At 73.1% G+C, this 26,250-nt stretch carries 24 protein-coding genes; 19 read left to right on the top strand and 5 right to left on the bottom strand.

The features are described from left to right. Positions 1-10 precede the first annotated feature (10 nt). From ftsW to dnaE, 12 genes are all read left to right on the top strand, one after another. Positions 11-1,261: a putative lipid II flippase FtsW gene (gene ftsW, locus HGK68_RS09810; protein WP_169165799.1), complete on the top strand. Its 1,251-nt coding sequence runs from the start codon at positions 11-13 to the stop codon at positions 1,259-1,261. Between the two features lie 32 nt (positions 1,262-1,293). After that, a complete protein-coding gene (gene murC / locus HGK68_RS16330) occupies positions 1,294-4,458 on the top strand; it encodes a UDP-N-acetylmuramate--L-alanine ligase (RefSeq protein ID WP_343036865.1) in 3,165 nt (1,054 codons plus the stop codon). Positions 4,459-4,461: 3 nt separating this feature from the next. After that, positions 4,462-5,772: a cell division protein FtsQ/DivIB gene (locus tag HGK68_RS16120; RefSeq protein WP_246260259.1), complete on the top strand. Its 1,311-nt coding sequence runs from the start codon at positions 4,462-4,464 to the stop codon at positions 5,770-5,772. Between the two features lie 149 nt (positions 5,773-5,921). After that, positions 5,922-7,169, top strand: a complete 1,248-nt coding sequence (gene ftsZ / locus HGK68_RS09790; RefSeq protein ID WP_169165798.1) for a cell division protein FtsZ — start codon at positions 5,922-5,924, stop codon at positions 7,167-7,169. A gap of 7 nt (positions 7,170-7,176) precedes the next feature. Beyond that, positions 7,177-7,917, top strand: a complete 741-nt coding sequence (locus HGK68_RS09785) for a purine nucleoside phosphorylase YfiH/LACC1 family protein (protein ID WP_169165797.1) — start codon at positions 7,177-7,179, stop codon at positions 7,915-7,917. 102 nt (positions 7,918-8,019) lie between these two features. After that, complete coding sequence (locus HGK68_RS09780) at positions 8,020-8,505, top strand: cell division protein SepF (protein WP_169165796.1); 486 nt, start codon at positions 8,020-8,022, stop codon at positions 8,503-8,505. 3 nt (positions 8,506-8,508) lie between these two features. Then, positions 8,509-8,805, top strand: a complete 297-nt coding sequence (locus tag HGK68_RS09775) for a YggT family protein (protein ID WP_169165795.1) — start codon at positions 8,509-8,511, stop codon at positions 8,803-8,805. 113 nt (positions 8,806-8,918) lie between these two features. Next, positions 8,919-9,599: a DivIVA domain-containing protein gene (locus tag HGK68_RS09770; protein WP_169165794.1), complete on the top strand. Its 681-nt coding sequence runs from the start codon at positions 8,919-8,921 to the stop codon at positions 9,597-9,599. Positions 9,600-9,722: 123 nt separating this feature from the next. After that, the gene (locus tag HGK68_RS09765) at positions 9,723-10,172 is read left to right on the top strand and encodes a TraR/DksA family transcriptional regulator (RefSeq protein ID WP_169165793.1); all 450 of its coding nucleotides are present in this window, start codon (positions 9,723-9,725) and stop codon (positions 10,170-10,172) included. 22 nt (positions 10,173-10,194) lie between these two features. Continuing rightward, positions 10,195-10,893: a signal peptidase II gene (gene lspA, locus HGK68_RS09760; protein ID WP_169165792.1), complete on the top strand. Its 699-nt coding sequence runs from the start codon at positions 10,195-10,197 to the stop codon at positions 10,891-10,893. Continuing rightward, entirely contained in the window at positions 10,886-11,821 is a 936-nt protein-coding gene (locus tag HGK68_RS09755) for an RluA family pseudouridine synthase (protein WP_169165791.1), read from the top strand. The genes lspA and HGK68_RS09755 overlap by 8 nt, the downstream gene beginning before the upstream one ends. Before the next feature lie 50 nt (positions 11,822-11,871). Next, a complete protein-coding gene (gene dnaE, locus HGK68_RS09750) occupies positions 11,872-15,450 on the top strand; it encodes a DNA polymerase III subunit alpha (RefSeq protein ID WP_169165790.1) in 3,579 nt (1,192 codons plus the stop codon). Positions 15,451-15,508: 58 nt separating this feature from the next. Here the strand turns inward: dnaE and HGK68_RS09745 are convergent, their stop codons facing one another. Continuing rightward, positions 15,509-15,727, bottom strand: coding sequence for an RNA-binding S4 domain-containing protein (locus tag HGK68_RS09745; protein WP_246260257.1), 219 nt, complete (start codon positions 15,725-15,727; stop codon positions 15,509-15,511). 146 nt (positions 15,728-15,873) lie between these two features. On the opposite strand from HGK68_RS09745, the gene hisD reads away from it, so the two are divergent. Further along, a complete protein-coding gene (gene hisD, locus HGK68_RS09740) occupies positions 15,874-17,187 on the top strand; it encodes a histidinol dehydrogenase (protein WP_169165789.1) in 1,314 nt (437 codons plus the stop codon). Positions 17,188-17,252: 65 nt separating this feature from the next. Here the strand turns inward: hisD and HGK68_RS09735 are convergent, their stop codons facing one another. Continuing rightward, positions 17,253-19,394 (bottom strand): RecQ family ATP-dependent DNA helicase, encoded by a 2,142-nt coding sequence (locus tag HGK68_RS09735; protein WP_169165788.1) that lies wholly within the window; start codon positions 19,392-19,394, stop codon positions 17,253-17,255. A 53-nt stretch (positions 19,395-19,447) separates the two neighbouring features. Between HGK68_RS09735 and HGK68_RS09730 the strand changes: the two genes are divergently transcribed. From HGK68_RS09730 to HGK68_RS09705, 6 genes are read left to right on the top strand one after another with little or no spacing between them, the layout of a single operon-like run. Further along, on the top strand, positions 19,448-20,584 hold the full coding sequence (locus HGK68_RS09730) for a histidinol-phosphate transaminase (protein ID WP_169165787.1): 1,137 nt from the start codon (positions 19,448-19,450) through the stop codon (positions 20,582-20,584). Beyond that, positions 20,581-21,183 (top strand): imidazoleglycerol-phosphate dehydratase HisB, encoded by a 603-nt coding sequence (gene hisB, locus HGK68_RS09725; protein WP_206155732.1) that lies wholly within the window; start codon positions 20,581-20,583, stop codon positions 21,181-21,183. Before HGK68_RS09730 ends, hisB begins: the two co-directional genes overlap by 4 nt. Next, positions 21,180-21,731 carry a hypothetical protein gene (locus HGK68_RS09720; RefSeq protein WP_246260255.1) on the top strand — a complete coding sequence of 184 codons (552 nt, stop codon included), beginning with the start codon at positions 21,180-21,182 and terminating at the stop codon, positions 21,729-21,731. The genes hisB and HGK68_RS09720 overlap by 4 nt, the downstream gene beginning before the upstream one ends. Before the next feature lie 42 nt (positions 21,732-21,773). Beyond that, positions 21,774-22,418, top strand: a complete 645-nt coding sequence (hisH, locus tag HGK68_RS09715) for an imidazole glycerol phosphate synthase subunit HisH (RefSeq protein ID WP_169165785.1) — start codon at positions 21,774-21,776, stop codon at positions 22,416-22,418. A gap of 34 nt (positions 22,419-22,452) precedes the next feature. Then, entirely contained in the window at positions 22,453-23,196 is a 744-nt protein-coding gene (gene priA, locus HGK68_RS09710; RefSeq protein WP_169165784.1) for a bifunctional 1-(5-phosphoribosyl)-5-((5-phosphoribosylamino)methylideneamino)imidazole-4-carboxamide isomerase/phosphoribosylanthranilate isomerase PriA, read from the top strand. Continuing rightward, positions 23,193-24,059 (top strand): SseB family protein, encoded by an 867-nt coding sequence (locus HGK68_RS09705; protein ID WP_169165783.1) that lies wholly within the window; start codon positions 23,193-23,195, stop codon positions 24,057-24,059. Before priA ends, HGK68_RS09705 begins: the two co-directional genes overlap by 4 nt. A gap of 70 nt (positions 24,060-24,129) precedes the next feature. Here the strand turns inward: HGK68_RS09705 and HGK68_RS15955 are convergent, their stop codons facing one another. From HGK68_RS15955 to HGK68_RS09690, 3 genes are all read right to left on the bottom strand, one after another. Then, entirely contained in the window at positions 24,130-24,762 is a 633-nt protein-coding gene (locus HGK68_RS15955; RefSeq protein WP_206155880.1) for a hypothetical protein, read from the bottom strand. An 88-nt stretch (positions 24,763-24,850) separates the two neighbouring features. Further along, positions 24,851-25,591, bottom strand: a complete 741-nt coding sequence (locus tag HGK68_RS09695) for a S1C family serine protease (RefSeq protein WP_169165782.1) — start codon at positions 25,589-25,591, stop codon at positions 24,851-24,853. After that, positions 25,588-26,220: a hypothetical protein gene (locus tag HGK68_RS09690; protein WP_169165781.1), complete on the bottom strand. Its 633-nt coding sequence runs from the start codon at positions 26,218-26,220 to the stop codon at positions 25,588-25,590. The genes HGK68_RS09695 and HGK68_RS09690 overlap by 4 nt, the downstream gene beginning before the upstream one ends. Positions 26,221-26,250 lie beyond the last annotated feature (30 nt).

The raw sequence follows: 26,250 nt of genomic DNA, 5'->3' as shown, positions 1-26,250 counted from the left end.
GAGACCGGGCATGGCACAGACCACCGAGGCCCCGGTGCCCACCGGCGCGACCCCCGGTGTCGAGGCGTCGCCCCGGGGCTCCCGGCTCGGCCAGTGGAACTCCGCCGTCACCAGCTACTACCTGTTGACCGGTGCCACCGTCCTGCTGCTGGTGCTCGGTCTGGTGATGGTGCTGTCGTCGTCCTCGGTCGATTCCCTGGCCGACGGCAAATCGCCCTACGCGGTGTTCTTCAACCAGGCCCAGTTCGCGCTGATCGGTCTGCCGCTGATGTGGGTGGCCTCGCGGCTGCCGCTGCGGTTCTACAGCCGGTTCGCCTGGTTCATCTTGGCCGGTGCGGTCGTGATGCAGCTGTTGGTGTTCACCCCGCTCGGCATCGGGCAGGGCGGTAACCGGAACTGGATCTCGATCGCCGGGTTCACCGCGCAGCCGTCGGAGGCGATCAAGCTCGCACTCGCCATCTGGCTCGGTGCCGTGCTCTCCCGCAAACGCGCCCTGCTGCTGGACTGGCGCCATGCGGTGATCCCGGTGCTGCCGGTGTCCGCGATCGCCATCGGCGTGGTGCTGGTCGGCAACGACCTCGGGACCGCGATGGTGATGATGATGCTGGTCGCGGGGGCGCTGTTCGTCGCCGGCGTGCCGATGCGGGTCTTCGCCGTCACCGGTCTGGCGACGGCGGCCGCCGTCGCGGTGCTGGCGATCACCAGCGAGAACCGGATGCAGCGGATCATCGACCAGTTCGGCGGCAACGCCGACCTCAGCGCCGGTGGCTACCAGGCGCTGCACGGCACCCAGGCGCTGGCCACCGGCGGCTGGTTCGGCCTCGGCCTCGGGCAGAGCCGGGAGAAGTGGTCCTACCTGCCCGAGGCGCACAACGACTTCATCTTCGCGGTGATCGGGGAGGAGCTCGGGCTGATCGGCACCCTGTTGGTGCTGTTGCTGTTCGCGCTGCTGGCCCTGGGCATGTTCCGGATCATCGCCCGGCACCCCGACCCGGTCGCCCAGATCACCACCGGTGCCATCGCCGCCTGGGTGATCGGCCAGGCGCTGATCAACATGGGTGTCGTCGTCGGCCTGCTGCCGGTGATCGGGGTGCCGCTGCCCCTGGTGTCCGCCGGTGGATCGGCGTTGATCATGACCATGGCGGCGCTCGGTGTGGTGATCTCCTTCGCGCGCAGCGAGCCCGGTGCCGCCGAGGCGCTGGCGGCCCGCCCGCATGTGCTGCGCCGGTCACTGGCCGTGATCGGGCGCGTCCGGCGCTGACCCGCGCCCCCTCAACTCCCCGCACCATCCGCATGACCGTCCCGGAGGACACTGTGACCGCACCCGACCAGCCCGCCGTCGAGGACCTGGGATCGCCCCGCGCGGTGCTGCTCGCCGGCGGTGGGACGGCCGGACACGTCAACCCGCTGCTGTCGGTCGCGGAGGAACTGCGTGCCCGGGACCCCGAACTGCGGATCGCCGCCCTCGGCACCGCGGAGGGCCTGGAGTCACGGTTGGTCCCGGAGCGCGGCATCGAGCTGTTCACGGTGCCCAAGGTGCCGATGCCCCGTCGCCCCACCCCGGACTGGTTCCGGTTGCCCCGTCGGCTGCGGGCGGCGGTGGACGCCGCCGGTGAGGCGATCGACACCATCGGTGCGCAGGCGGTGGTGGGCTTCGGCGGCTACGTCGCCACCCCCGCCTACCTCGCGGCCCGCAACCGGGGTCTGCCGGTCGTGATCCACGAGCAGAACGCCCGCCCCGGGCTGGCGAACCGGCTCGGTGCGCGGTGGGCCGCGTCGGTGGCGGTCACCTTCCCGGGCACCCGGCTGCCCGGTGCGGTGGTCACCGGCCTGCCGCTGCGACCGGAGATCCTCGACCTGCTCGAGGACCGCGCCGCCGACCTGGTCGGCACCCGCCGCCGGGCCGCGGCCGAGCTCGGCATCGACCCCACCCGCCCCGTGCTGCTGGTCACCGGCGGGTCGCTCGGCGCGCTGTCGATCAACACCGCCGTGGCCGCGCAGGCATCCGCCGTCCTGGGCACCGGCGCCGAGGTGCTGCACCTGACCGGCGCCGGGAAGGCCGACGCCGTCCGCGCGGCGGTCCGTGGCGTGCCGGGTGCCGAGCGCTACCACGTGCGCGAGTACCTGGGGGAGATGGAGCAGGCGCTGGCCATCGCGGACCTGGTGCTCTGCCGGTCCGGTGCGGGCACCGTGTCCGAGCTGGCGGCGCTGGGCATCCCGGCCGTCTACGTCCCGCTGCCGGTCGGGAACGGCGAGCAGAAGCTCAACGCCCAGCCGGTGGTCGCGGCCGGCGGTGGCCTGCTGGTCGCCGACGACGACCTGACCCCCGAGTGGTTCGCCGAGCACCTGGTGCCGCTGCTGAAGCCGCACTCGGCCGGGCGCCGTGAGCAGATGGGACAGGCCGCGGCGACGATCGGCGTCCCGGATGCCGCGCGTCAGGTGGCCGACCTGGTCGAGGACGCGCTGGCGGTCGGCGCGCAGCGGCTGGCGGAGCTCGCCGACGACACCACCCACGACGACGCCACCCACGACGGGCCGACCCACACCGACGACCTGACCGCAGACACGTCTGCCACCGACCCCGGGGATGCCGCGACGGACGACCTGCTGCCGGTGGACGAGGAGGCGGCGGACCCGGCCATCGACGCCACCACGCCGTCGGCACCGACCGTCCCGGACGCCGCCCCGACGTTCGCCCCGTCGACTCCGGACACCGCCCCGTCGACGACCGACGCCGCCCCGTCGGACCCCGCCTCGCACGCGCCGTCCGGCCCCGCCGTCACCACCGAGGGCACCGGTAACACCGCGGACACCGTCGCGATGGGCACCGTCAGCCCCGCCGCCCGGATCGACCCCGCCGACCCGACCACCTTCGGCACCGTCCACCTGATCGGCATCGGAGGCGCCGGGATGTCCGCCATCGCCGGACTGCTGGCCGACCGCGGCCTGGCGGTGCAGGGCTCCGACGCCCAGGAGGGCCCCGCCGTCGCGGGCCTGCGCGCCGCCGGGATCACGGTGCTGATCGGTCACGACGCCGCGCACCTGGACGGCGTGGACACCGTGGTGGTGTCCAGTGCGATCCGGGAGACCAACCCGGAGCTGGCCCGCGCCCGCGCCCTCGACCTGCCGGTGCTGCATCGCTCGCAGGCGCTGGCCGCGCTGATGGACGACCGGATCTCCGTCGTGGTCGCCGGTGCGCACGGCAAGACCACCACCTCCGCGATGGCGGCCGCCGCCCTGACCGCCGTGGGCCGCCGCGACGCGGTGCTCGACCCGTCCTACGCGATCGGTGCCACCATCCGCACCGAGGCCGGACCGCTGCCCGGCCACCGCACCGGCACCGGACAGGCGTTCGTCGCCGAGGCCGACGAGTCCGACGGCTCCTTCCTGAACTACCGCCCCGCGGTCGCCGTCATCACCAACATCGAGCCGGACCACCTGGACCACTACGGCACCGTCGATGCGTTCGAGCAGGCATTCGTCGACTTCACCGAGCGGATCCGCCCCGGCGGCGCACTGGTGGTCTGCGCCGACGACCCGGGGGTGCGGCGCCTGCTGGAGCGCACCGCCGACGACCTGACCGGGCGCGGGGTGCGGATGCTCACCTACGGCCGGACCGGCGACGTGGACCTGCTGCTCGGGGAGACCGTCGAGGCGCCCGGTGGCGTCTGGCGCACCCCGCTCACCTCCGCGCTGGACGGACTGCCCGGCGCCACGTTGGACCTGCGGGTGCCCGGGGACCACAACGCCGCCGACGCCGCCGCCGCCTACCTGGCCGCGTGGGCCGCCGGGGCCGACGTCGTGGACACCGTGCAGGGTCTGGCCGAGTTCCGCGGCACCGGCCGGCGGTTCGAGGACCGGGGGACCGCCCGCGACATCCGGGTGGTCGACGACTACGCGCACCACCCGACCGAGGTCGCCGCACTGCTGCGTACCGCCCGCACCGTGGTCGGCGACGGCCGGGTGCTGGTCCTGTTCCAGCCGCACCTGTTCTCCCGCACCCGGACCTTCGCCTCGGAGTTCGCCGCGGCCCTGGACCTGGCCGATCTGGCCGTCGTCACCGACGTGTACGCCGCCCGCGAGGACCCGGACCCGGAGGTCTCCGGCGACACGATCGTGCGGCAGGCGATCCGGCCGGAGACGCTGCGCTTCGTCGCCGACCGGGAGGAGGCCGCGCGGGAGATCGCCCGTGCCGCCGCCGCCGGTGACCTGGTGCTGACCGTCGGTGCGGGCGACGTGACCGCCCTCGGCGCCGTGATCCTGGCCGAGCTGGCGGCGGAGGGGGACACGGCTCCGGAGTCGTCCGCCGCGCCCACAGCGCCCACGGCGCCCAGCGCGTCCCACGACGCCGTGCCCGAGAACGCCGTGCCCGAGAACGCCGTGCCTGAGAACGCCGTGGCCGACGACGCCGTGCCCGACCCCACCGACCGGCACCCCGACGCCACGGAGCGGGACTGACCCGTGGCACCCCAGCGTCCCCGTCCGCCGCAGCCCGGTCGGCCCGCGTCGCCCCGTCGCCCCGCGACACCGCGACCCGCGCCCGCCCGGGACGCCGGCGACGGCGGACGCGGCACGGCACGTCGCGCCGCCGCCCCCTCCGCGACGCCGGAACGGATCGCCCCGGACGGATCCGAGGACGTCTTCCTCGGATCCGACGAGACCACCGCCGCGCTGCCCACCACCGGCCCGCGAACCTCTGGCACCGCCCGCACCGGCACCACCCCAGCCACTGGTGCCGCCCGCGCCGGCAGCACCCCCGCCACCAGCACCCCCCGGGCCAGCAGCCCTCCCCGCGCCGAGAGCGCCGCCACACGCGCCCGGTCCACGACCCGCGCCACCACCACCGCGGCCGGCGACTCCACACCGGGCACCCCCCGCCGCACCGCCGGATCCGCCGTCGACCGGACCGCGCCCCGCACGCCCGCCCGGACGTCGGGCCGCGCCACCGGGCGCGGCCTCACCCGCTCGACCGCCGCCCCCCGCACCCCGGCCGGTGGCGTCGTCGCCCAGGGGTCGGCCGCCCGCTTCGCCGAACGTGCCCGCGCGCACCGACGCCTCACCCAGCGCCGGATCCTGATCGTGCTCGGCGCCCTGGTCGCGGCCGGTGGCCTGGCGTGGCTGCTGTTCTTCTCCCCGGTGCTGGCGCTGCACGCGGCCCAGGTCCAGGTGACCGGTGCCGACAGCGTCGTCGCCGTCGACCAGGTGCGGGCCGTGGTCGATGCCCGGGACCGGGTGCCGCTGCCCCGGCTGGACACCGCCGCCCTGCGCTCGGAGCTGCTGGAGGTGCCCGGTGTCCGGGACGCCACCGTCACCCGGGAGTGGCCGCACGGGCTGAGTGTGGCGCTGGTCGCCCGGGAGCCGGTGGCCGCGGTGCCGGAGGGCTCGGATGTCGCGCAGTCGGCGGAGGGCACCCCGACCGGCACCGGTTTCGCCCTGGTGGATGAGGAGGGGGTCCAGGTCGGTCGCGCCGACGAGGCACCGGAGGGACTGCCCGTGGTCGAGGTGCCGGTGGGGGAGGAGCGGGTGCTCAGCGCGGTGCTCGGCGTGTTGGAGCAGCTGCCGGCCGATCTGCTCGCGCAGGTGGGTCAGGTGTCGGCGACCACCCAGGACTCGGTGAACTTCACGCTGCGGGACGGCGCGGCGGTCGAGTGGGGCAGCAGCCAGGACTCGGCGCTGAAGGCCGCGGTGCTGTCGGCGCTGCGTGCGGCACCGGAGACCGCCGGTTCGACCCGGTACGACGTCTCGGCGCCGACGATGCCCGTGGTGGGCTGAGGGCGAATCACACCGACACGCGCGGCGTGGCAGATTGAACCCGGCAGAGTCGGCACATACCGTCGCACCCGGACAGAAATGACATAACTGTAACCCTCTAGTTGAGGGTGAAGGTTGCCCGACACGCACGAAGACGAGAGGCACCCACCGTGGCAGCTCCGCAGAACTACCTGGCGGTCATCAAGGTCGTCGGCATCGGCGGCGGTGGCGTCAATGCCGTGAACCGCATGATCGAGGTCGGCCTGAAGGGCGTCGAGTTCATCGCGGTGAACACCGACGCGCAGGCCCTCCTGATGTCGGACGCCGACGTGAAGCTCGACGTCGGCCGCGAGCTGACCCGGGGACTCGGCGCCGGCGCCGACCCCGAGGTGGGCAAGAAGGCCGCCGAGGACCACGCGGAGGAGATCGAGGACGTCCTGCGCGGCGCCGACATGGTCTTCGTCACCGCCGGTGAGGGTGGCGGCACCGGCACCGGTGGCGCGCCGGTCGTCGCCCGGATCGCCCGGTCGCTCGGTGCCCTGACCATCGGTGTGGTCACCCGCCCGTTCCAGTTCGAGGGCCGTCGCCGCTCCGTGCAGGCCGATGCCGGCATCGAGGCGCTGCGGGCCGAGGTCGACACCCTGATCGTCATCCCCAATGACCGGTTGCTCTCCATCGCCGACCGCTCGGTGTCGGTGCTGGACGCCTTCCGTTCCGCCGACCAGGTGCTGCTCTCCGGTGTGCAGGGCATCACCGACCTGATCACCACCCCGGGTCTGATCAACCTCGACTTCGCCGACGTGAAGTCCGTGATGCAGGGCGCGGGCTCCGCGTTGATGGGCATCGGCTCCGCCCGCGGCGAGGACCGTGCCGTCCAGGCGTCCGAACTCGCGATCAGCTCCCCGCTGCTCGAGGCCAGCATCGACGGCGCGCACGGTGTGCTGCTGTCCATCCAGGGTGGCTCCGACCTCGGTCTGTTCGAGATCAACGAGGCCGCGCGCCTGGTCCAGGAGGCGGCGCACCCGGAGGCGAACATCATCTTCGGTGCGGTGATCGACGACGCCCTCGGCGACGAGGTGCGGGTGACCGTGATCGCCGCCGGGTTCGACGGCGGTGCCCCCACCAAGCGCGACGAGCGCGCCCTCGGCCAGGTGGGCCGCGCGGCCGCCCCGAGCCAGCCCGCCAGCATCCCGCCGGCCCCCGCGGCTCCGGCCGTGCCGCCGACCACCGGTGCGCACGCCGCGGTCCACCCGCAGCCGGTCGACCCGGACGCCGAGGGTGAGGGCGTCCCGGCCTTCCTGTCCGCCGAGCAGGCAGCTGCCCGGACCGCCCAGCTCGAGGTCCCGCCGCGGATCTACGAGGAGGAGGTCCAGCGCCGCCGGGACGACGACCTGGACGTGCCCGACTTCCTCAAGTGAGCGGTCGGTGCCGCTGAACGACGGCGCGGTCATCGGGGTCGATCTCGGCCCCGGTGTCCGCGCCGGTTTCACGACCCGGCACGGTGGGGTCAGCCCCGCCCCGTGGGAGTCGGCGAACCTGGGCCTGATGGTGGACGACGACCCGGGCCGGGTCGCCACCAACCGTCTGCTCGTGCAGGACTGGGCAGGGGTCCCGCTGAACTGGGGTCACCAGGTGCACGGCACCGACGTCCGGCTGGTCGACGGCACGCCGGACGCGGGGGAGTGTGACGCGCTCGCCGTGGTCGCCCGCGGTCGCGGTGCGGCCGTGCTGGTCGCCGACTGCGTCCCCGTCCTGATCGCCGACCCCGACGCGGGGGTGGCCGCAGCGGTGCACGCCGGACGGCGCGGTCTGCTGTCCGGCGTGGTCCAGGCAGCGCTGGACACCCTGATCGCCCACGGTGGCGTCGCCGGCCGGATGCGCGCCGCCATCGGCCCGTGCATCCGGGGCCCGCACTACGAGGTCCCCGCCGCGATGCAGGATGAGGCGGCCGCGATCCTGCCGGAGACCGCCTGCACCACCGTCGACGGCACGCCCGGGCTCGACCTGCCCGCCGGCGTGCAGGCGATCCTGGCGCGGTCCGGGGTCGCCCGGGTGCTGGACACCGAGTTGGATACCGCCGTCGACGACCGGTTCTTCTCCCACCGACGCGCCCAGCGTGCCGGACTGCTCACCGGTCGCACCGCCGGAGTCATCGCCCTGGTCTGAAACACACGACACACCCGGGCGTGTCGCGCGGAGTAGCACCGGAGGCATTGCTAGCGTGACCGCGCAGGACAATGTCAGTTTCCGCAGGATGGAGTGACCGCGATGGCCGGAGCGCTGCGCAAGACCATGCTGTACCTCGGACTTGCCGACGACCGTGGCGAGCACGAGCAGTATGTCGACGAGTACGACGAGCCGGAGGCAACGATGGTGGACGACTTCGAGGCCGAGGTGACCCCGCTGCGTCCGCAGTCGGCACCCTCCCGGCCGACCGAGCACCACGCCGCCGGAGTGCACGAGGGCGATGTCCGCCGGATCAGCACCATCCACCCGCGCTCGTACAACGACGCGCGCAAGATCGGTGAGGCATTCCGCGCGGGCACCCCCGTCATCATGAACCTGTCCGACATGGACGACTCCGACGCCAAGCGTCTGGTCGACTTCGCCGCGGGTCTGATCTTCGGTCTGCACGGCGCGATCGAGCGGGTGACCAACAAGGTCTTCCTGCTGTCGCCCGCCAGCGTGGAGATCTCCGGCGGTGTGGAGCGTCCGGGCGAGACCTCGCGCGGCAGCTTCTTCAACCAGAGCTGACGCGTGCGCATCATCCTCGGGGTGCTCCAGGTCGCTGTCCTGCTGTTCATCCTGGTGCTGTTCGCACGGCTCGTCCTGGACTGGGTCCAGGTCTTCGCCCGTGACTGGCGCCCCCGGGGTGCCGCGCTGGTGGTCGCGGAGGCGGTCTACACCGTCACCGACCCGCCGCTGCGCTGGCTCCGACGGATCATCCCGCCGTTGACGTTGGGTTCGGTCCGGCTCGACCTCGGCTTCATGGTGCTGGTGCTCGGGTGTTGGTTCCTGCTGTCGATCCTCGGAGTGCTGGCAGCAGGCGTGTAACTACGCACAACACGTCCCCCGGGACGTGCAGATACGTGATTGTCCGATACGGTGAGCCGAGGTGGTCGGCGGACTACCACCGGCACGACCCAGTTCGACAGAAGGTGACGACGATGGCACTGCTGACTGCAGACGACGTCCTGAACAAGAAGTTCCAGGCGACCAAGTTCCGAGAGGGCTACGACCAGGACGAGGTCGACGACTTCCTCGACGAGGTCGTCAACACCCTGCGGGAGACCCAGGCCGAGAACGACGACCTCAAGGGCAAGCTCGCCGCAGCCGAGCGTCGGATCGCCGAGCTGAGCCGCGCCGGTGCGCAGCAGCAGTCGGCCCCCGCCGCCGCCCCGAAGCCCGAGCCCGAGGCTGAGAAGCCCGCGCCGGCTCCGGTCGTGCCGACCCCGGCCCCGGCACCGGTGCAGGCCACCGCTCCGGTCCAGCCGCAGCGGCAGAGCGAGCCGGAGTCCGCCACCGGCATGCTGGCCCTGGCGCAGAAGCTGCACGACGACTACGTGCGCTCCGGCCAGGAGGAGGGTGACCGTCTGGTCACCGAGGCGAAGACCCAGGCGTCGCGGATCGTGCGCGAGGCGGAGGAGACCTCGGCCCGGACCCTCGCCCAGCTCGAGGAGGAGCGGTCGATGCTCGACCGCAAGATCGACGAGCTGCGGGTGTTCGAGCGCGACTACCGCACCCGCCTGAAGAGCTACCTGGAGAACCTGCTCGGCGACCTGGACAACCGTGGTTCCGCGCTGCCGCCCCGTGGCGCGCAGGGTGCGGCCCCGGCCAGCAACATCTGAGCCAGACACACTCCGCGTCACCTCACAACACACCACGCCCGCTCGTCGGGCGTGGTGTGTTGTGCGTTGTGGGTGGGACACATACGCTTCGCGGACTCACCCGAGAGAACAGGACGTCTCCCCGTGGCCCTGAACGAGTCGCTCGCCCGCCCCGCCCTCCCCGATCTGTCCGACGCCGCCGACCGTTTCCCGGTGCGTGCCGGTGAGGACCCGTGGACCCCGGCGGAGGTGCAGGAGATCGCCGACGAGCTCTTCGCCGAGTCCGATCGCCTGAGCGCGGAGCTGGCCAGCGCCGACCAGGAGCTGAACGAGCTGCTGCGCAACTCCGGTGACGGCGCGGGCGACGACCAGGCGGACAGCGGTTCCTCCGCGCTGGAGCGTGAGCACGAGCTGACCCTGGTGAACAACACCCGGGACATGCTGGAGCAGACCAACCGGGCGCTGGAGCGGATCTCGGCCGGCACCTTCGGCCGCTGCGATTCCTGTCACGAGGCGATCGGCAAGGCCCGGGTGCAGGCGTTCCCGCGTGCCGTGCTCTGCGTCTCCTGCAAGCAGCGCGAGGAGCGGCGCTGAGCGCTGCGTAGACTCCTGCTCGATGTCGACGAACCCGCACCCCAGCGTTCCTGCCCGTCGCGCCCGGATCGGGTGGCTGATCGCCCTGGCGGTCGGCGTGCTGGTGATCGACCAGGTCACCAAGGCCTGGGCGCTGTCGGCGCTGGAGGAGGGGGTGCGGCACCCGGTCCTGGGTGACGCCCTCGGCATCCAGCTGCTGTTCAACCCCGGGGCCGCCCTGGGGCTGGCCACCGGCACCACCTGGCTGCTGACCGTGATCGCCCTGGTGGTGATCGTGGTGATCGTGCGGGTCTCCCGGCGACTGGGCAGCACCGGCTGGGCCATCGCGCTCGGCCTGCTGCTCGGCGGGGCGGTCGGCAACCTGATCGACCGCCTGGTACGCGAGCCCGCGTTCGGCCGCGGTCACGTCATCGACTTCATCGCCTACGGGAACCTGTTCGTCGGCAATGTCGCGGACATCGCCATCGTGGTGGCCGCCGGACTGCTGATGATCCTGTCGTTCCGCGGTGTGCGGCTGGACGGCACCCGGGAGGGCGCGGTCACCGACGCGGACGACGCCGCCCCCGTCGCCGCGACGCCCGCCGCCACCGGCGCCGTGGCGCCCGCCGCTGCTCCCGGTGCTGCGCCTGCCGCTGCGCCCACTGCCACGACGGCGGATTCCGGCACGCCCGACGCCGCCCCGGAGGCGGCCGCCACCGAGGTCCCGCGCGCCGATGCCTGAGCTGCGCAGCCTCCCGGTCCCCGACGCGCTGGCCGGTGAGCGGATCGACGCCGCCCTGTCCCGGATGCTCGGCCTGTCCCGCACCCGCGCCGCCGAACTCGCCGAGGCCGGACACGTCCGGGTCGACGGCGTGGCGGTCGGCAAATCGGCGCGGCTGCTGCCGGAGAGCTGGCTGGAGGTCGAGCTGCCCGACCCCGAACCGGTGGGCCCGGCCGTGATCGCCGAGGACGTGCCCGAGCTGCGGGTGGTGCACGACGACGAGGACATCGTGGTCGTGGACAAGCCGGTCGGCGTCGCCGCCCACCCGTCGCCGGGCTGGACCGGACCGACCGTGGTCGGCGTGCTCGCCGCCCGCGGCTACCGGATCGCCACCAGCGGTTCCGCCGAGCGCCAGGGCGTGGTGCACCGGCTGGACGTGGGGACATCCGGCCTGATGGTGGTCGCCAAGTCCGAGCACGCCTACACGGTGCTCAAGCGGGCGTTCAAGGAGCGCACCGTGAGCAAGATCTACCACGCGCTCGCCCAGGGGCACCCGGAGCCGACCACCGGCACCATCGACGCGCCGATCGGCCGCCACCCCGGCAACGACTGGAAGTTCGCGGTGGTCGCGGACGGCAAGCCCTCGGTGACGCACTACGAGGTGCTGGAGATGCTGCCCGCCGCGTCGCTGTGCGAGGTGCATCTGGAGACCGGCCGCACCCACCAGATCCGGGTGCACTTCTCCGCGCTGCGGCACCCGCTGGTCGGTGACCTGACCTACGGCGCCGACCCGACGCTGGCGGAGAAGGTCGCCCTGTCCCGGCAGTGGCTGCACGCGATGAAGCTCGGCTTCGACCACCCCGCGACCGGCCAGTACCTGGAGCTGACCAGCGAGTACCCGGCCGATCTGCAGTCGGCGCTGGACACCCTGCGCGACTCCTACCGCTGACCCCACGATCTGGTCCGGGGGCGTCGGAGGTCGACCTTAGGATGGTCGGCATGGCATCGGCTGGCGGCGCAGACAACGGCTTCGTTCATCTCCACGTCCACACCGAGTACTCGATGCTGGACGGTGCGGCCCGGATCGGCGAGCTGCTGGACGAGGCGCAACGGGTCGGCCAGACCGCGATGGCGATCACCGACCACGGGTACCTGTTCGGCGCCTACGACTTCTACGCCCAGGCCCGTAAGCGCGGCATCAAGCCGATCATCGGCGTCGAGGCCTACGTCACCCCGGGCACCAGCCGCTTCGACCAGAACCGGGTGCGCTGGGGCGAGGCCCACCAGGCGTCCGACGACGTCTCGGCCCGCGGTGCCTACACCCACATGACGTTGCTGTCCCGGACCACCGAGGGCATGCACAACCTGTTCCGGCTCGGCTCGCTCGCCTCCATCGAGGGGCAGATGGGCAAGTGGCCGCGGATGGACCGCGAGCTGATCGAGCGGTACTCCGACGGCCTGATCGCGACCTCCGGCTGCCCGTCCAGCGAGATCCAGACCCGGCTGCGGCTGGGCCACGAGGCCGAGGCGCTCCGTGCGGCCGGGGAGCTGCAGGACATCTTCGGCAAGGAGAACTTCTTCATCGAGCTGATGGACCACGGCCTGGAGATCGAGCGCCGCACGATCAAGGGGCTGCTCTCCATCGCCGAGCAGATCGGCGCTCCGCTGGTCGCCACCAACGACCTGCACTACACCAAGAAGGACGACGCCCACGCGCACGAGGTGCTGCTCGCGGTGCAGTCGGGCTCCACCCTGGACGAGCCCACCTACGACAACGGCGGCTCCCGGTTCGCGTTCAGCGGTGACGGGTACTACGTCAAGACCGCCGAGGAGATGCGCCGGACCTGGTCCGAGCTGCCGGAGGCCTGCGACAACACGCTGCTGATCGCGGAGCGGTGCGAGGTCGAGTTCCCCACCGACGCGAACTACATGCCGCGCTTCCCGGTGCCCGCGGGCGAGGACGAGAACTCCTGGTTCATCAAGGAGGTCGAGCGCGGGCTGCACAACCGGTACCCGGGTGGCATCCCCGACGACGTGCGCCGCCAGGCCGACTACGAGACCGGCGTCATCGTCCAGCTCGGGTTCTCCGGCTACTTCCTCGTGGTCGCCGACTTCATCGAGTGGGCCAAGAAGCAGGGCATCCGGGTCGGGCCGGGCCGTGGTTCGGCCGCCGGGTCGATGGCCTCCTACGCGATGGGCATCACCGAGCTCGACCCGCTGCGGCACGGGCTGATCTTCGAGCGGTTCCTGAACCCGGAGCGCGTCTCCTGGCCGGATGTCGACGTGGACTTCGACGAGCGTCGGCGCGGCGAGGTCATCCGCTACGTCACCGAGAAGTACGGCGACGACCGGGTGGCCCAGATCGTCACCTACGGCACCATCAAGGCCAAGCAGGCACTCAAGGACTCCTCGCGGGTGCTCGGCCTGCCGTTCGCGATGGGGGAGAAGCTGACCAAGGCGATGCCGCCCGCCGTGATGGGCAAGGACATCACCCTGTCCGGCATCTACAACCCGGACGACCCGCGCTACCCGGAGGCGGAGGAGTTCCGCCAGGTGGTGCAGGCCGACCCGGAGGCCCAGCGGGTGCTGGAGACGGCGCGCGGCCTGGAGAACCTGAAGCGCCAGTGGGGCGTGCACGCGGCCGGCGTCATCATGTCCAGCGAGCCGCTGCTGGACATCATCCCGATCATGAAGCGCCCGCAGGACGGCGCGATCATCACCCAGTTCGACTACCCGACGTCCGAGGGCCTCGGCCTGATCAAGATGGACTTCCTCGGACTGCGGAACCTCACGATCCTCGACGACGCGCTGCGCAACATCGTGGCGAACGACAAGTCGGCGATCGAGCTGGACGAGATCGAACTGGACGACAAGGCCACCTACGAGCTGCTCGGCCGCGGTGACACCCTGGGCGTGTTCCAGCTCGACGGTGGCCCGATGCGCGCGCTGCTGCGCCAGATGCGCCCGGACAACTTCGAGGACATCTCCGCCGTCATCGCGCTGTACCGCCCCGGCCCGATGGGCATGAACTCGCACACCAACTACGCGCTGCGCAAGACCGGCCTGCAGGAGATCACCCCGATCCACCCGGAGCTGGCCGAGCCGCTGGCGGAGGTGCTGGACGGCACCTACGGCCTGATCGTGTACCAGGAGCAGGTGCAGAAGGCGGCGCAGGTGCTCGCCGGGTACTCCCTGGGCCAGGCGGACCTGCTGCGCCGCGCGATGGGCAAGAAGAAGAAGGAGATCCTGGACAAGGAGTTCGTCCCCTTCGAAGCCGGGATGAAGGAGCGCGGCTACTCCAAGGGCGCGATCCAGGCGGTCTGGGACACCCTGGTGCCCTTCGCCGGCTACGCCTTCAACAAGGCGCACTCGGCCGGGTACGGCGTCGTCTCGTACTGGACCGCGTACCTCAAGGCCAACTACCCGACCGAGTACATGGCCGGGCTGCTCACCAGCGTCCGCGACGACAAGGACAAGTCGGCGCTGTACCTGAACGAGTGCCGACGGATGGGCATCACGGTGCTCCCGCCGGATGTGAACTCCTCGGACGCGCTGTTCACCGCCGTCGGCGACGACATCCGGTTCGGCCTGACCGCGGTGCGCAACGTCGGCGCCAACGTCGTGACCGAGATCGTCAAGGCGCGCCAGGAGAAGGGCGAGTTCACCTCGTTCACCGACTTCCTGGACAAGGTCCCGGCCGTGGTCTGCAACAAGCGGACCATCGAGTCGCTGATCAAGTCCGGTGCCTTCGACTCCCTCGGCCACGCCCGCCGGGCGCTGCTGCTGGTGCACGAGCAGGCGGTGGACTCGGTGATCGGCGTCAAGCGCAAGGAGGCGGAGGGCCAGTTCGACCTGTTCGCCGACCTCGGTGGCGTCGACGACGGTCCGAGCTTCGCCGTCCAGGTGCCCGACGTGCCGGACTGGGACAAGAAGCAGCGCCTGGCCTTCGAGCGCGAGATGCTCGGGCTGTACGTCTCCGACCACCCGCTGTCCGGTCTGGAACACGTGCTGAGCGCGGCCGCCGACGTGCCGATCGCCACCCTGGTGGCCGACGAGGACCGACCGGACGGTTCCACGGTGCTGGTCGCCGGCCTCATCACCTCCCTGCAGCGCAAGATGTCCAAGCAGGGCAACCCGTGGGCGGCCGTCACCCTGGAGGACATGGCCGGCTCGGTCGAGATCATGTTCTTCGGCGAGACCTACCTGGCCTACTCGACGGTGCTGTCCGAGGACGCGGTGATCGTGGTCCGGGGCCGGGTACGCCGCCGCGACGATCAGATGCAGCTGCAAGCGATGGAGGTGTCCCTGCCGGACGTCTCGGCGGTCGCGGACGCGCCGGTCGTGGTCACGCTGCCCGAGTCGCGGGCCACCGTCCCGGTCGTGGACCGGCTGCGCGAGGTGCTCACCACCCACCCCGGGGTCTCCGAGGTGCACCTGCGGCTGACCCGGCCCGGCCGGGCGACCGTGATGCGCCTCGACCCGACCCTGCGCGTGGAGCGCTCACCCGCGCTCTACGGCGACCTCAAGGCGCTGCTGGGTCCGAGCTGCCTCGCCGCGACGGCTGCCGCACCGCTCTGACCCCACCCCGCCGGGTCTGCGGGGTACCCCCGGTCCGTGGGGTCCGCGGGGTGTGCGGTCAGCCGACCTCGGCGCCGTCGGTGCCGGTCGGGGCGTCCACCTCGACCCGGTCGCCCCGGCGCAGCTGGCGACCGCGCCGCTGCTCCACCTCACCGTTGACCCGCACGTCGCCGTTCTCGATCAGGGTCCTGGCGTCGGCACCCGACTCGGCGAGGTTCGCCAGCTTCAGGAACTGACCCAGGCGGATGACGTCATCGGAGATCGGCACGGTGTCCACCCGCCCATCCTGCCAGGCACATCGCCCGACCCCGCCCAGGCCGCCGACCGCCCGTCCACCCGCCCAGGCCGCCGACCGCCCGTGCATGCCGCCCACCGACCGGATCACCCAGCCGCACCTCAGCCGCACCGCCTACACTCGGCCGGGTGATCTCCCGGATCGACCTGCGCGGTCGCACCCTGACCCGTCGTGAGCTGCTCGACGAGCTGCCCCGCCCCGAGGTGGACGTGGAGGCCGCCACCGAGGCGGTCGCCCCGATCCTCGCCGACGTGCGCCATCGCGGTGCGGACGCCCTGCGTGACCTGGCCGAGCGCTTCGACGGCGTGCGGCCCGAACACCTGCGGGTACCGGCCGAGGCGATCAGCGCGGCGGTGACCGTGCTGGACCCGGAGGTGCGCTCAGCACTGGAGGAGACCATCCGGCGGGTGCGCACCGTGCACGCCGCGCAGCGGCCGCAGGACTTCACCGTGCAGGTGGCGCCCGGTGCACAGGTGCGCCAGCGCTGGATCCCGGTGCGCCGGGTCGGGCTGTACGTGCCGGGTGGCCTGGCGGTGTACCCGTCGTCGGTGATCATGAACGTGGTCGCCGCGCAGGAGGCCGGGGTCGGTGCGCTGGCGGTGACCTCCCCGCCGCAGCGGGACAACGGTGGTCTGCCGGACCCGGTGGTGCTGGCGACCTGTGCCCTGCTCGGCGTGGACGAGGTCTACGCGGTGGGTGGCGCCCAGGCGATCGGCATGCTGGCGTACGGCGCGAACGAGGCGGACGGCTCGGTGCTGTGCGACCCGGTGGACGTCATCACCGGGCCGGGCAATGTCTACGTCGCCGCCGCGAAGCGTCTGGTACGCGGACTGGTCGGCATCGACTCCGAGGCCGGGCCGACCGAGATCGCGATCCTGGCCGACGGCACCGCGAACGCCGTGCACGTGGCCGCCGACCTGGTGTCGCAGGCCGAGCACGACCCGATGGCCGCCTCCGTGCTGGTCACCCCGTCGGTGGAGCTGGCGATGGCGGTGCAGGCGAAGCTGGTGGATCGGGTGCAGATCACCCGGCACGCCCAGCGGGTGGCCCAGGCGCTCGGCGGTCGGCAGTCGGCGATCGTGCTGGTCGACGACCTGCAGGCCGGGCTGGACGTGGTGAACGCCTACGGCGCGGAGCACCTGGAGATCCAGACCGCGAACGCCGCCGAGCTGGCCGAGCGGGTGACCAGCGCCGGTGCGATCTTCGTGGGCGCGTACTCGCCGGTGTCGCTCGGTGACTACATCGCCGGGTCGAACCACGTCCTGCCCACCGGCGGCTGCGCGCACTTCTCCGCCGGGCTCGGGGTGCACTCCTTCGTGCGGCCGGTCCAGGTGATCGAGTACGACGCCGACGCACTGCGTGAGGTGTCGGACAAGATCGTCGCGCTGGCCGAGGCCGAGGGCCTGCCCGCGCACGGCGAGGCGGTCACCGCGCGGTTCTGAGGGTCCGCGCGCCGACTCCGGCGCGCGGACGCACCGCGCCGACTCCGGCGCGCGGACGCGCTGTGTCACCCCAGGCCGAGCACCAACGGCAGCACCTCCTGCGCCCCGGCCTGCCGCAGCAACCGGGCGGCCACGGTCAGGGTCCACCCGCTGTCCACCCGGTCGTCGATCAGCAGCACCCGCCGACCGGGCAGACCGGCGGCCGCGGCGGGGGACAGGTCCAGCTCCAACCGCCGCACCACCCCGGCGAGTCGGTGCGCGGAGTTCACGTCGTGCCGCCCGGGCGCACTGTCCGCGGCGGGCCGCACGGCGCCGACCACCGGGATGCCGAGGTGCCGGGACACGCCCTCGGCCAGGTGCCGGACCAGGGTGCCGTGCTGGGCGGACTCGATCAGCACCACCCCCTCCGGGGCGGCCGACCAGTCCCAGGCGTCCACCGTCGCCAGCACCGGCCCGCGCAGCTGCGGGGGCAGGCCGTCGGGCACCGGAGCGCCGGGGGCGAACAGGTCGCGCAGCAACCCGCCCCACCCGACCGAGTCCATCCGGGCCACCGCGCGACCGGTGGCCGCGCGCTCACCCTCGGCGATCCGGCCGGACAGCTCGATCCCGAGGGTCCTCATCCCGCTCGGCCACTGCCGCCGCGGTTCCACCGGCACGCCGGCGACCGCGAGCTGGTCCCGGGCGGCGGCGATCTGCTCGGCGTCGGGGGCGGCGCCGGTCACCCGGCCGGTGCAGGTGTCGCACCGTCCGCACCGCCAGGTGCTGTCGTCGGTCAGGTCGGGGTCGTCCAGTGCCCGGCGCAGGTGGGCCATCCGGCACCCGTCGGTGGCGATGTAGTCCAGCATCGACTGCTGCTCGGCCTGCCGGGTCGCCGTGACCCGGGCGTAGCGCTCGGCGTCGTAGCTCCACGGTCTGCCGGTCGCCTGCCAGCCGCCCTGGACCCGGTGCACGGCGCCGTCGACGTCGAGCACCTTGAGCATCTGCTCCAACCGTCCGCGGCGCAGGCTGACCCGGGGTTCCAGCGCGGTGGTGGACAGCGTGCCCGCCTCGGTCAGCGCGTCGAGGGCCGCCCGCACCTCCGGCTCCGGCGGGAAGGCGTTCTGGGCGAACCACTCCCAGATCGCCCGGTCCTCCCGGCCCGGCAGCAGCACGGCGGTGGCCCGGCCGCCGACCGCCTCGGCGGCACGACCGGCCCGGCCGACCTGCTGGTAGTAACTGATCGGCGACGAGGGCGCGCCGACGTGCACCACGAAGCCGAGATCCGGCTTGTCGAAGCCCATGCCGAGGGCGGAGGTGGCGACCAGCGCCTTGACCCGGTTGGCGAGCAGGTCGGCCTCGGCCTGCTCCCGCTCGGCCGGGTCGGTCTGCCCGGTGTAGACCTGCACGTCCATCCCGGCCGATCGCAGGTGGTCGGCCACCTGCCCGGCGGCGGCGATGGTCAGGCAGTAGATGATCCCGGAGCCGGGCAGCGCCGGCAGGTTCGCGGTCAGCCAGGCCAGCTGCGCGGCGGTGTCCGGCAGCCGCACCACCGACAGGTCGAGGCTGGACCTGTCCAGCGGCCCGCGCAGCACCAGCACGTCCTGGTCGCCCCCGGTGCCGAGCTGTTCGGCGATGTCCGCGGTGACTCGCCCGTTCGCGGTGGCGGTGGTCGCCAGCACCGGAATGCCGGTGGGCAGCTCGGCCAGCAGGGTGCGCAACCGTCGGTAGTCGGGGCGGAAGTCGTGCCCCCAGTCCGAGATGCAGTGCGCCTCGTCCACCACCACCAGCCCGGCGTCGGCGGCCAAGGACGGCAGCACCTCGTCCCGGAAGGCGGGGTTGTTCAGTCGCTCCGGGCTGACCAGCAGCACGTCGATCTCCCCGGCGGCGACGGCCGCGTGCACCGCGTCCCACTCGGTGACGTTCGCGGAGTTGAGGGTCGCCGCCCGCACCCCGGCACCGGCGGCCGACGCCACCTGGTTGCGCATCAGCGCCAGCAGGGGTGAGACCAGGACGGTGGGACCGGCACCCCGGGCGCGCAGCAGCGCGGTCGCCACGAAGTAGACCGCTGACTTGCCCCACCCGGTGCGCTGGACGACCAGTGCCCGCCGGTGGTCGCGCACCAGCGCCTCGATCGCCCGCCACTGGTCGTCGCGCAGCCGCGCGTCCTCCCGGCCGACCAGGCGGCGCAGGACGGCCTCGGCCTCACTTCGCAGATCCGACGAACTCATGGCCGCGAGCCTAGGGGCGACCTCCGACGGCGCGGCGCGGATACCCTTGCCCGGTGACCGATTCCCCCGACGCCGCGCGCGACCTGCCCGGCACCCCGGTGCTGCCGGTGCGCCCCGAGCTCGCAGGTGAGGCGCCCTACGGCGCCCCGCAGCTCGACGTGCCGGTGCTGCTGAACGTGAACGAGAACCCCTACCCGCCCTCCGACGCGGTGGTGCGCGAGATCGCCGAGGCGGTGGCGGAGGCCGCGCACGGGCTGAACCGCTACCCGGATCGGGAGTTCCTCGACCTGCGCGCCGACCTGGCCGACTACCTCGCGGTGGAGTCCGGCGTCCGCCTGCCCGCCGAGCAGATCTGGGCCGCCAACGGCTCGAACGAGGTCATGCTGCACCTGTTGCAGGGCTTCGGCGGCCCCGGCCGCACCGCGGTGTCCTTCGCGCCGACCTACTCGATGTACCCGGAGTACGCGCGGGACACCCACACCCGGTGGGTCGCCGGTCGCCGGACCGAGGACTTCGACGTCGACCCGGCCGAGGCTCGCGCGCTGCTGGCCCGCGAGGCCCCGTCGGTGGTGCTGCTGACCAGCCCGAACAACCCGACCGGCACCGCGCTGTCCTTGGACACCGTCCGCGAGGTGCTGGACGCCGCGGCGCAGGTGCCGGGCGGCTGCGTGGTGGTGGTCGACGAGGCCTACGGCGAGTTCCGCCGCGACGGTGTGCCGTCCGCGCTCACCCTGCTCGCCGAGTACCCGCACCTGGCGGTCAGCCGCACCATGTCCAAGGCCTTCGGTCTGGCCGGTGCGCGGATCGGGTACCTCGCGGCGAGCCGGGAGCTGGTCGACGTGCTGCGGATCGTGCGGTTGCCGTACCACCTGTCCGCGGTCACCCAGGCGACCGCCCGCGCCGCGCTGCGGCACTCGACCGCGCTGATGGCCCAGGTCGGGTCGCTGCGCGCCGAGCGGGACGCCCTGGTGGACTGGCTGCGGGCGCGCGGACACCGGGTCGCCGACTCGGATGCGAACTTCGTGCTGTTCGGGACGTTCCCGGACCGGCACGCCGTCTGGCAGGGACTGCTGGACCGGGGGGTGCTGATCCGTGAGGTCGGTCCCGAAGGATGGCTGCGGGTGTCGGTCGGCACCCCGGAGGAGACGGCGGCGTTCAAGGCCGCACTGAGCGAGGTGGTGGGGCAGTGAGCGCACGCACGGCCAGGATCGAGCGGACGACCAGTGAGTCCAGCGTCGTGGTGGAGGTGGACCTCGACGGCACCGGCCGCACCGAGATCAGCACCACGGTGCCGTTCTACGACCACATGCTCACCGCCCTGGGCAAGCACTCGCTGATCGACCTCACCGTCCGAGCCACCGGCGACACCGACATCGACGCGCACCACACCGTCGAGGACGTGGCGATCTGTCTGGGCGAGGCGCTGCGGGAGGCGCTCGGGGACAAGCGCGGCATCTCGCGCTACGGCGACGCGACCGTGCCGCTGGACGAGGCACTGGCCCAGGCGGTCGTCGACGTCTCCGGTCGGCCCTACCTGGTGCACTCGGGTGAGCCGGCCGGCCAGGAATACCACCTGATCGGCGGGCACTTCACCGGGTCGCTGACCCGGCACGTCCTGGAGTCGATCGCCCACCACGCCGCCTTCACCGTGCACGTGCGCGTGCTGGCCGGTCGCGACCCGCACCACATCGTGGAAGCGCAGTTCAAGGCCCTGGCACGAGCCCTGCGCGCAGCGGTGGCCGTCGACCCCCGGGTGGACGGCATCCCGAGCACGAAGGGTGCCCTGTGAGCGAGAACCGCCCCGAGGACCGACCCGACGACCTGCCCGACGACCTGACCGACCTGGGGGACATCGAGATCCCCGACGACCTGTCCGGGCTGGACGACGCCGCCTCCCCGCAGGAACCGACCATCACCCTGCTGGTCACCCAGGTCGCCGAGGCCAAGCCGCTGGCCGCCGCCTGCTCGCTGGCCGGACTCGACGTGGACGTCGTGCCGTCGCCGATCGGGGCGCTCGCGGTGCTGCGGTCGGCACCGCGGGCGGCCGTGGCCACCGAGGCCGCCGCCGCGCTGTCCCGCCTGCTCCCGATGGCCCCGGTGCTGCTCCTGGACCGGCGCGGCGGGCGGATCGCGGCGAGCCGGTGGAACGGTGGCGAGCACGAGGACGACCTGGCGGCCGGTCTGGTGCTCTCCGGTGCCCCGCCGGAGCTGGAGGACCTGTTGCTCGGCACCCGGACCGTCGACCAGGTGCCCGGCGTGGTGACCAGTGTCGGCATGTCGCGATGGACCGCGATGCGTGCCCTGTCCGCCGGTCGACGCAAGCGCGGCAAGGACTGAGACGCCGCCCGCTCTGTCCGTGGTGACCGTTAACCTGAACCCGTGTCTGCACCTGATGTCGTCGTCCTGGACTACGGATTCGGCAACGTCCGATCCGCTGTGCGCGCCCTGGAACGGGTGGGCGCTGCCGTCGAGCTGACCGGCGACCCGCATCGTGCCGCCGAGGCCGACGGACTCGTGGTGCCCGGCGTCGGGGCGTTCGCCGCGGTGATGGCGGGGCTGCGCGAGGTCCGGGGCGACCAGATCGTCGACCGGCGCCTCGCCGGTGGGCGTCCGGTGCTCGGCATCTGCGTCGGGATGCAGGTGATGTTCGCCCAGGGCGACGAGCACGGCACGCTGACCGACGGCCTCGGTGAGTGGCCCGGTCTGGTCGACCGCCTGGAGGCCGACGTGGTGCCGCACATGGGCTGGGCCACCGTCGAGCCGCCGAGCGGGAGCCGACTGTTCGACGGCATCGAGGACGAACGGTTTTACTTCGTGCACTCCTACGCCGCCCGGTCCTTCCCGCTGGAGCAGACCGCCGATCCCGACCTGTTCACCGCGCCCCGGGTCACCTGGGCCGACCACGGCGGCCGCTTCGTCGCCGCGGTGGAGAACGGCCCGCTGTCGGCCACCCAGTTCCACCCGGAGAAGTCCGGTGACGCCGGCGCGGCCCTGCTGCGCAACTGGGTCCAGACCCTGTCCTGACGCCCCCTTCCCGCACCACCCACCGAGGAGTTCCATGACCACCGACCGCCTTGTGCTGCTCCCCGCCGTCGACGTCGCCGATGGTCAGGCGGTGCGTCTGGTCCAGGGCGAGGCAGGCTCGGAGACCTCCTACGGTGACCCGCTGTCCGCCGCGCTCGACTGGCAGGCCGGGGGCGCCGAATGGATCCACCTGGTCGACCTGGACGCGGCCTTCGGTCGCGGGTCGAACGCCGCACTGCTGTCCGAGGTGACCGCCGACCTCACCGGCCGGGGCGTCCGGGTCGAGCTGTCCGGTGGCATCCGGGACGACGCCTCGCTCGAGCGTGCGCTGAGCACCGGCGCCGCCCGGGTCAACCTCGGCACCGCCGCACTGGAGGACCCGGAGTGGACCGCCGCGGCGATCGCCCGGCACGGGGACCAGATCGCGGTCGGACTCGATGTCCGCGGCACCACGCTGGCCGCCCGCGGCTGGACCCAGGAGGGCGGCGACCTCTGGGAGGTGCTGGCGCGACTCGACGACGCCGGGTGCGCCCGCTACGTCGTCACCGACGTCACCAAGGACGGCACCCTGCGCGGACCGAACGTCGAGCTGCTGCGCGAGGTCTGCCGTCGCACCGACGCCCCCGTGGTCGCCTCCGGTGGCATCTCCTCCCTCGACGACCTGCGGGCGCTGCGGGCACTCGTCGGCGAGGGTGTCGAGGGCACGATCGTGGGCAAGGCGCTGTACGCCGGAGCGTTCACGCTGCCCGAGGCGCTGGACGTCGCGGGCCGTCCGTGACCGGGCGGGAACTGCCGCCGACCTCGGCGTTCTCCGGCGACGACGGGTCGGCGGACCCGACGCTCGCGGCGGTGCTCCGTGCCTACGGCCGGACGCGGTCGACGGGCTCCGGCGATCCCCGAGCGGTCGCCGAGCTCGCGGACGTGATTGCCGCGCTGGCCGGGACCCGGGTGCTGGTGCCGGTGCTCGCCGAGGCGGAGGCGACCGAGACCGTCGAGGTGCACGGTCACGCCCACACCGTCGACCGGCAGGCGTCCGCCGGCATCGTCGCCCTGCAAGCGCCGGACGGCCGCACCGCACTGCCGGTGTTCAGCTCGGTGGCGGCGATGACCGCCTGGCGCGCCGACGCCCGCCCGGTGCCGACCGAGATCGCCCGGGCGGCGCTGTCCGCCGTGGAGGAGGGCTGGGAGCTGCTGGTCCTCGACCCGGGTGGTCCGGTCACCGTGCTGGTGCCCCGTCCCGCGGTCTGGGCCCTCGCCCAGCAGATCGACTGGTCGCCCGCCGTCACCGGCACCGGCGCCGACCGCATCGTGGCACCGGAGGTCCGGGACGCGGTGCGCGAGGCGATCACCGCGGCGGTCGCGGTCGGCGACCCGGCACCGGCCGCCGCCGCGACCGAGCAGCCTCGCCGCTGGTGGCGGCGCTCGGCCCCCGCGACCTCGGCACCGACCACGGAACGCCCGGCGATCCGGGAGCTGCGTGTGGTCCCCGGCGACCGCGCCGAAGTCTCGGTCGACCTGCACCTGGTGCCCGGACTGGACCGCGGCACCGTGGATGCGGTGCTCCGTGCCGTGGGTGCCGCCCTGGCGGGCAGTGAGACCGTCACCCGCCGGGTCGACTCCGTGCAGGTGCGGCTGCGCTGACCGGCCCCCACACGGCGTCGGTCGGCTGCGCCGCCCAGCGGTTGCGGTCAGCCTCGTTCACCGGTTCCGGTCAGCGGCGCCGGGCCAGCGCCGCGGCGATCGGCAGCGTCACCGCGAGGGCGGTCCCGACCACGGCTCCGACGATCTGCCCGCCGAGGATCACCCGGTTGAGATCGAGCGCCGGCCGCCAGGTCACCTCGCCGTCGCGCACCACATAGACCCCGAGCGGTCGGGCGTGACTGGCGAACCCGCCCGCCCCGGCGCGGCCCGCCCCGCGAGCCTGACCGGCCACCGGGCGCAGATGCCCCCACCACCGCGCGGCACCACCGCGGACGTGCGGCCCGCCGGGTGCGGACTCGGCGGTGGTGCTGGTCGCACCGGGCGCGGATGCGGCGGTGGCCGTGGACGCGTCGGTCGCGGTCCCCGAGCCGGCCGTCGGTGCGTCCGCGCTCACCCCGCCGTCCGCCCCGGTCACCTGGCCACCGGATCGACCTCGGCGCCGTCCGTCGCCCACCCGGCCCCGGCCGCCCGCACTGGCGCGCACGTGGGTGCCCAGCACCACCGCCACCGGGATGATCAACGCGCCGTCCTGCTCGTAGGCATCGCCGAACACCCGCCGCACCGAGAGGGTGTCGCTGGCAGCCGCGGTCAGTGCGGACAGGTCGCTCTCGTCCGGTCCGCTCGTGACGTCGTGCTCGCTCATCGGGTCTCTCCTGTGGTCGTTGACGCGGAATCGGTCCCACCGTGGCACGTCGACGGCGCGCCCGGAAGCCCCGGGGCGTGACGCGCCGTCATCCCGCTGAGCAGGCCACCGTCGGGATCAGCGCACCCTCGTCGCCGAGGATCGTGCGCAACGTGCTGACCGGCACCACGAAGCTCTGCCCCGCCTGGTTCTTGGCGTACACCACGCCGACCACGTGACCGGCACTGTCCAGCACCGCCGACCCGGAGCTGCCCGGCTCGACGGCGGCGTCGGTGAGCAGCACCTCGCCGAGGTTGCTGTTCAGCGGGTCCGGGGTGGTGCCGATCACCCGGCCACTGGTGACCGTGAGTTCGCCGCCCTCGGGGTAACCGACCACCGTGATCGGGTCGCCGGGTGCCGGATCGGCGTCGCCGAGTTGGGTCGCCGACGGCAGCGCGTCATCGGTGCGGACCAGCGCGAGGTCGGCGAGGGAGGCGGAGGCGGCGGTGGCGACGGTGACGTCCCGGCCGTCGTAGGTGCTCAGCTGCAGCTCGGCCGAGTCGGCGACCACATGCTTGTTCGTGATCAGCGTGTGCTCGTCGATCGCGAAGCCGGAGCCGGTGCTGACCGACCCGCAGCCGACGTTGCGCACCCTGACCGACATCCGCTGTGCTGCGTCGAAGCCGTCCGGCGACAGGTTGCCGGTCGACGTCGGGGTGGCGAAGGGCGCGCTGGACGGCACCAGATCGGTGGGCGGGTCGCCGGGGAGGGTGAAGGACGAGCACCCGGCGAGCAGCAGCACGCTCACGCCGATCAGCACCGACCGCGTTCGCGTGGGCCGTGCCGTCATCCGCCGGTCCCGGTCGCGCCGCGGGCCAGCTCCTGTTGCAGGGAGTCGTTGGCGGTGGAGGCACTGGCGCACAGGGCATCGACCTGCTGGCGGAACCGGGTCACGTCCGCCGGGTCGTAGGCGGCGGCGTTGTCCAGGTAGCCGAGCAGTTCCTGTTGCCGGTTGATGCACTCGTTCAAGGAGGTGGCGACCGACCCGGCGGCGGCGGAGATCCGCTCCTGGTAGTCGACCAGTTGGCGTTGCGCCTCGCGGTCGTCGCCGACCTCGGCCTTCTCCGCGGCCAGTTCGGTGACCCGTTGCTGGGAGGCGGCGAGCTGTTCCTGCACTGTGGTCAGCTCCGCGACGGTGCCCTCGTGCTCGGCGCGTAACTGGGCCAGGTCCTCGCCGATCTCCCCGGCGTCCGACTCGACCCCGGCGGCATAGGCGGCCCACCGGTCGCCGCGCACCCAGAAGAACGTGGCGAGGGCCGACACCCCGACCAGCAGCACCGCCAGCACGAGGGCGATCGACCGGAGGCGGCGGCGCTTGCGGGACTCGATGGCCAGGGCCTCGGTCGCTGCCCCGGACACGACGGTCTCGTCGGGGGAGGGGAACGGACCCACGGGGTCCCCGGTTCCGGCGACGGTCACCGGATCACCCTACGGGGACCGTCCCCGGGA

The sequence above is a fragment of the Cellulomonas taurus genome (assembly GCF_012931845.1).
Lineage (GTDB): Bacteria > Actinomycetota > Actinomycetes > Actinomycetales > Cellulomonadaceae > Cellulomonas > Cellulomonas taurus.
This window is presented reverse-complemented; position numbering and strand designations above follow the sequence as displayed.

Coding starts and splice junctions, on each gene's coding strand:
- HGK68_RS15955 (WP_206155880.1), bottom strand. CDS start 24,762: ATGAGCGAGCACGACGTCACGAGCGGACCGGACGAGAGCGACCTGTCC.
- priA (WP_169165784.1), top strand. CDS start 22,453: ATGACCACCGACCGCCTTGTGCTGCTCCCCGCCGTCGACGTCGCCGAT.
- HGK68_RS09770 (WP_169165794.1), top strand. CDS start 8,919: ATGGCACTGCTGACTGCAGACGACGTCCTGAACAAGAAGTTCCAGGCG.
- HGK68_RS09780 (WP_169165796.1), top strand. CDS start 8,020: ATGGCCGGAGCGCTGCGCAAGACCATGCTGTACCTCGGACTTGCCGAC.
- dnaE (WP_169165790.1), top strand. CDS start 11,872: ATGGCATCGGCTGGCGGCGCAGACAACGGCTTCGTTCATCTCCACGTC.
- ftsW (WP_169165799.1), top strand. CDS start 11: ATGGCACAGACCACCGAGGCCCCGGTGCCCACCGGCGCGACCCCCGGT.
- HGK68_RS09755 (WP_169165791.1), top strand. CDS start 10,886: ATGCCTGAGCTGCGCAGCCTCCCGGTCCCCGACGCGCTGGCCGGTGAG.
- murC (WP_343036865.1), top strand. CDS start 1,294: ATGACCGTCCCGGAGGACACTGTGACCGCACCCGACCAGCCCGCCGTC.
- lspA (WP_169165792.1), top strand. CDS start 10,195: ATGTCGACGAACCCGCACCCCAGCGTTCCTGCCCGTCGCGCCCGGATC.
- HGK68_RS09695 (WP_169165782.1), bottom strand. CDS start 25,591: ATGACGGCACGGCCCACGCGAACGCGGTCGGTGCTGATCGGCGTGAGC.
- HGK68_RS09735 (WP_169165788.1), bottom strand. CDS start 19,394: ATGAGTTCGTCGGATCTGCGAAGTGAGGCCGAGGCCGTCCTGCGCCGC.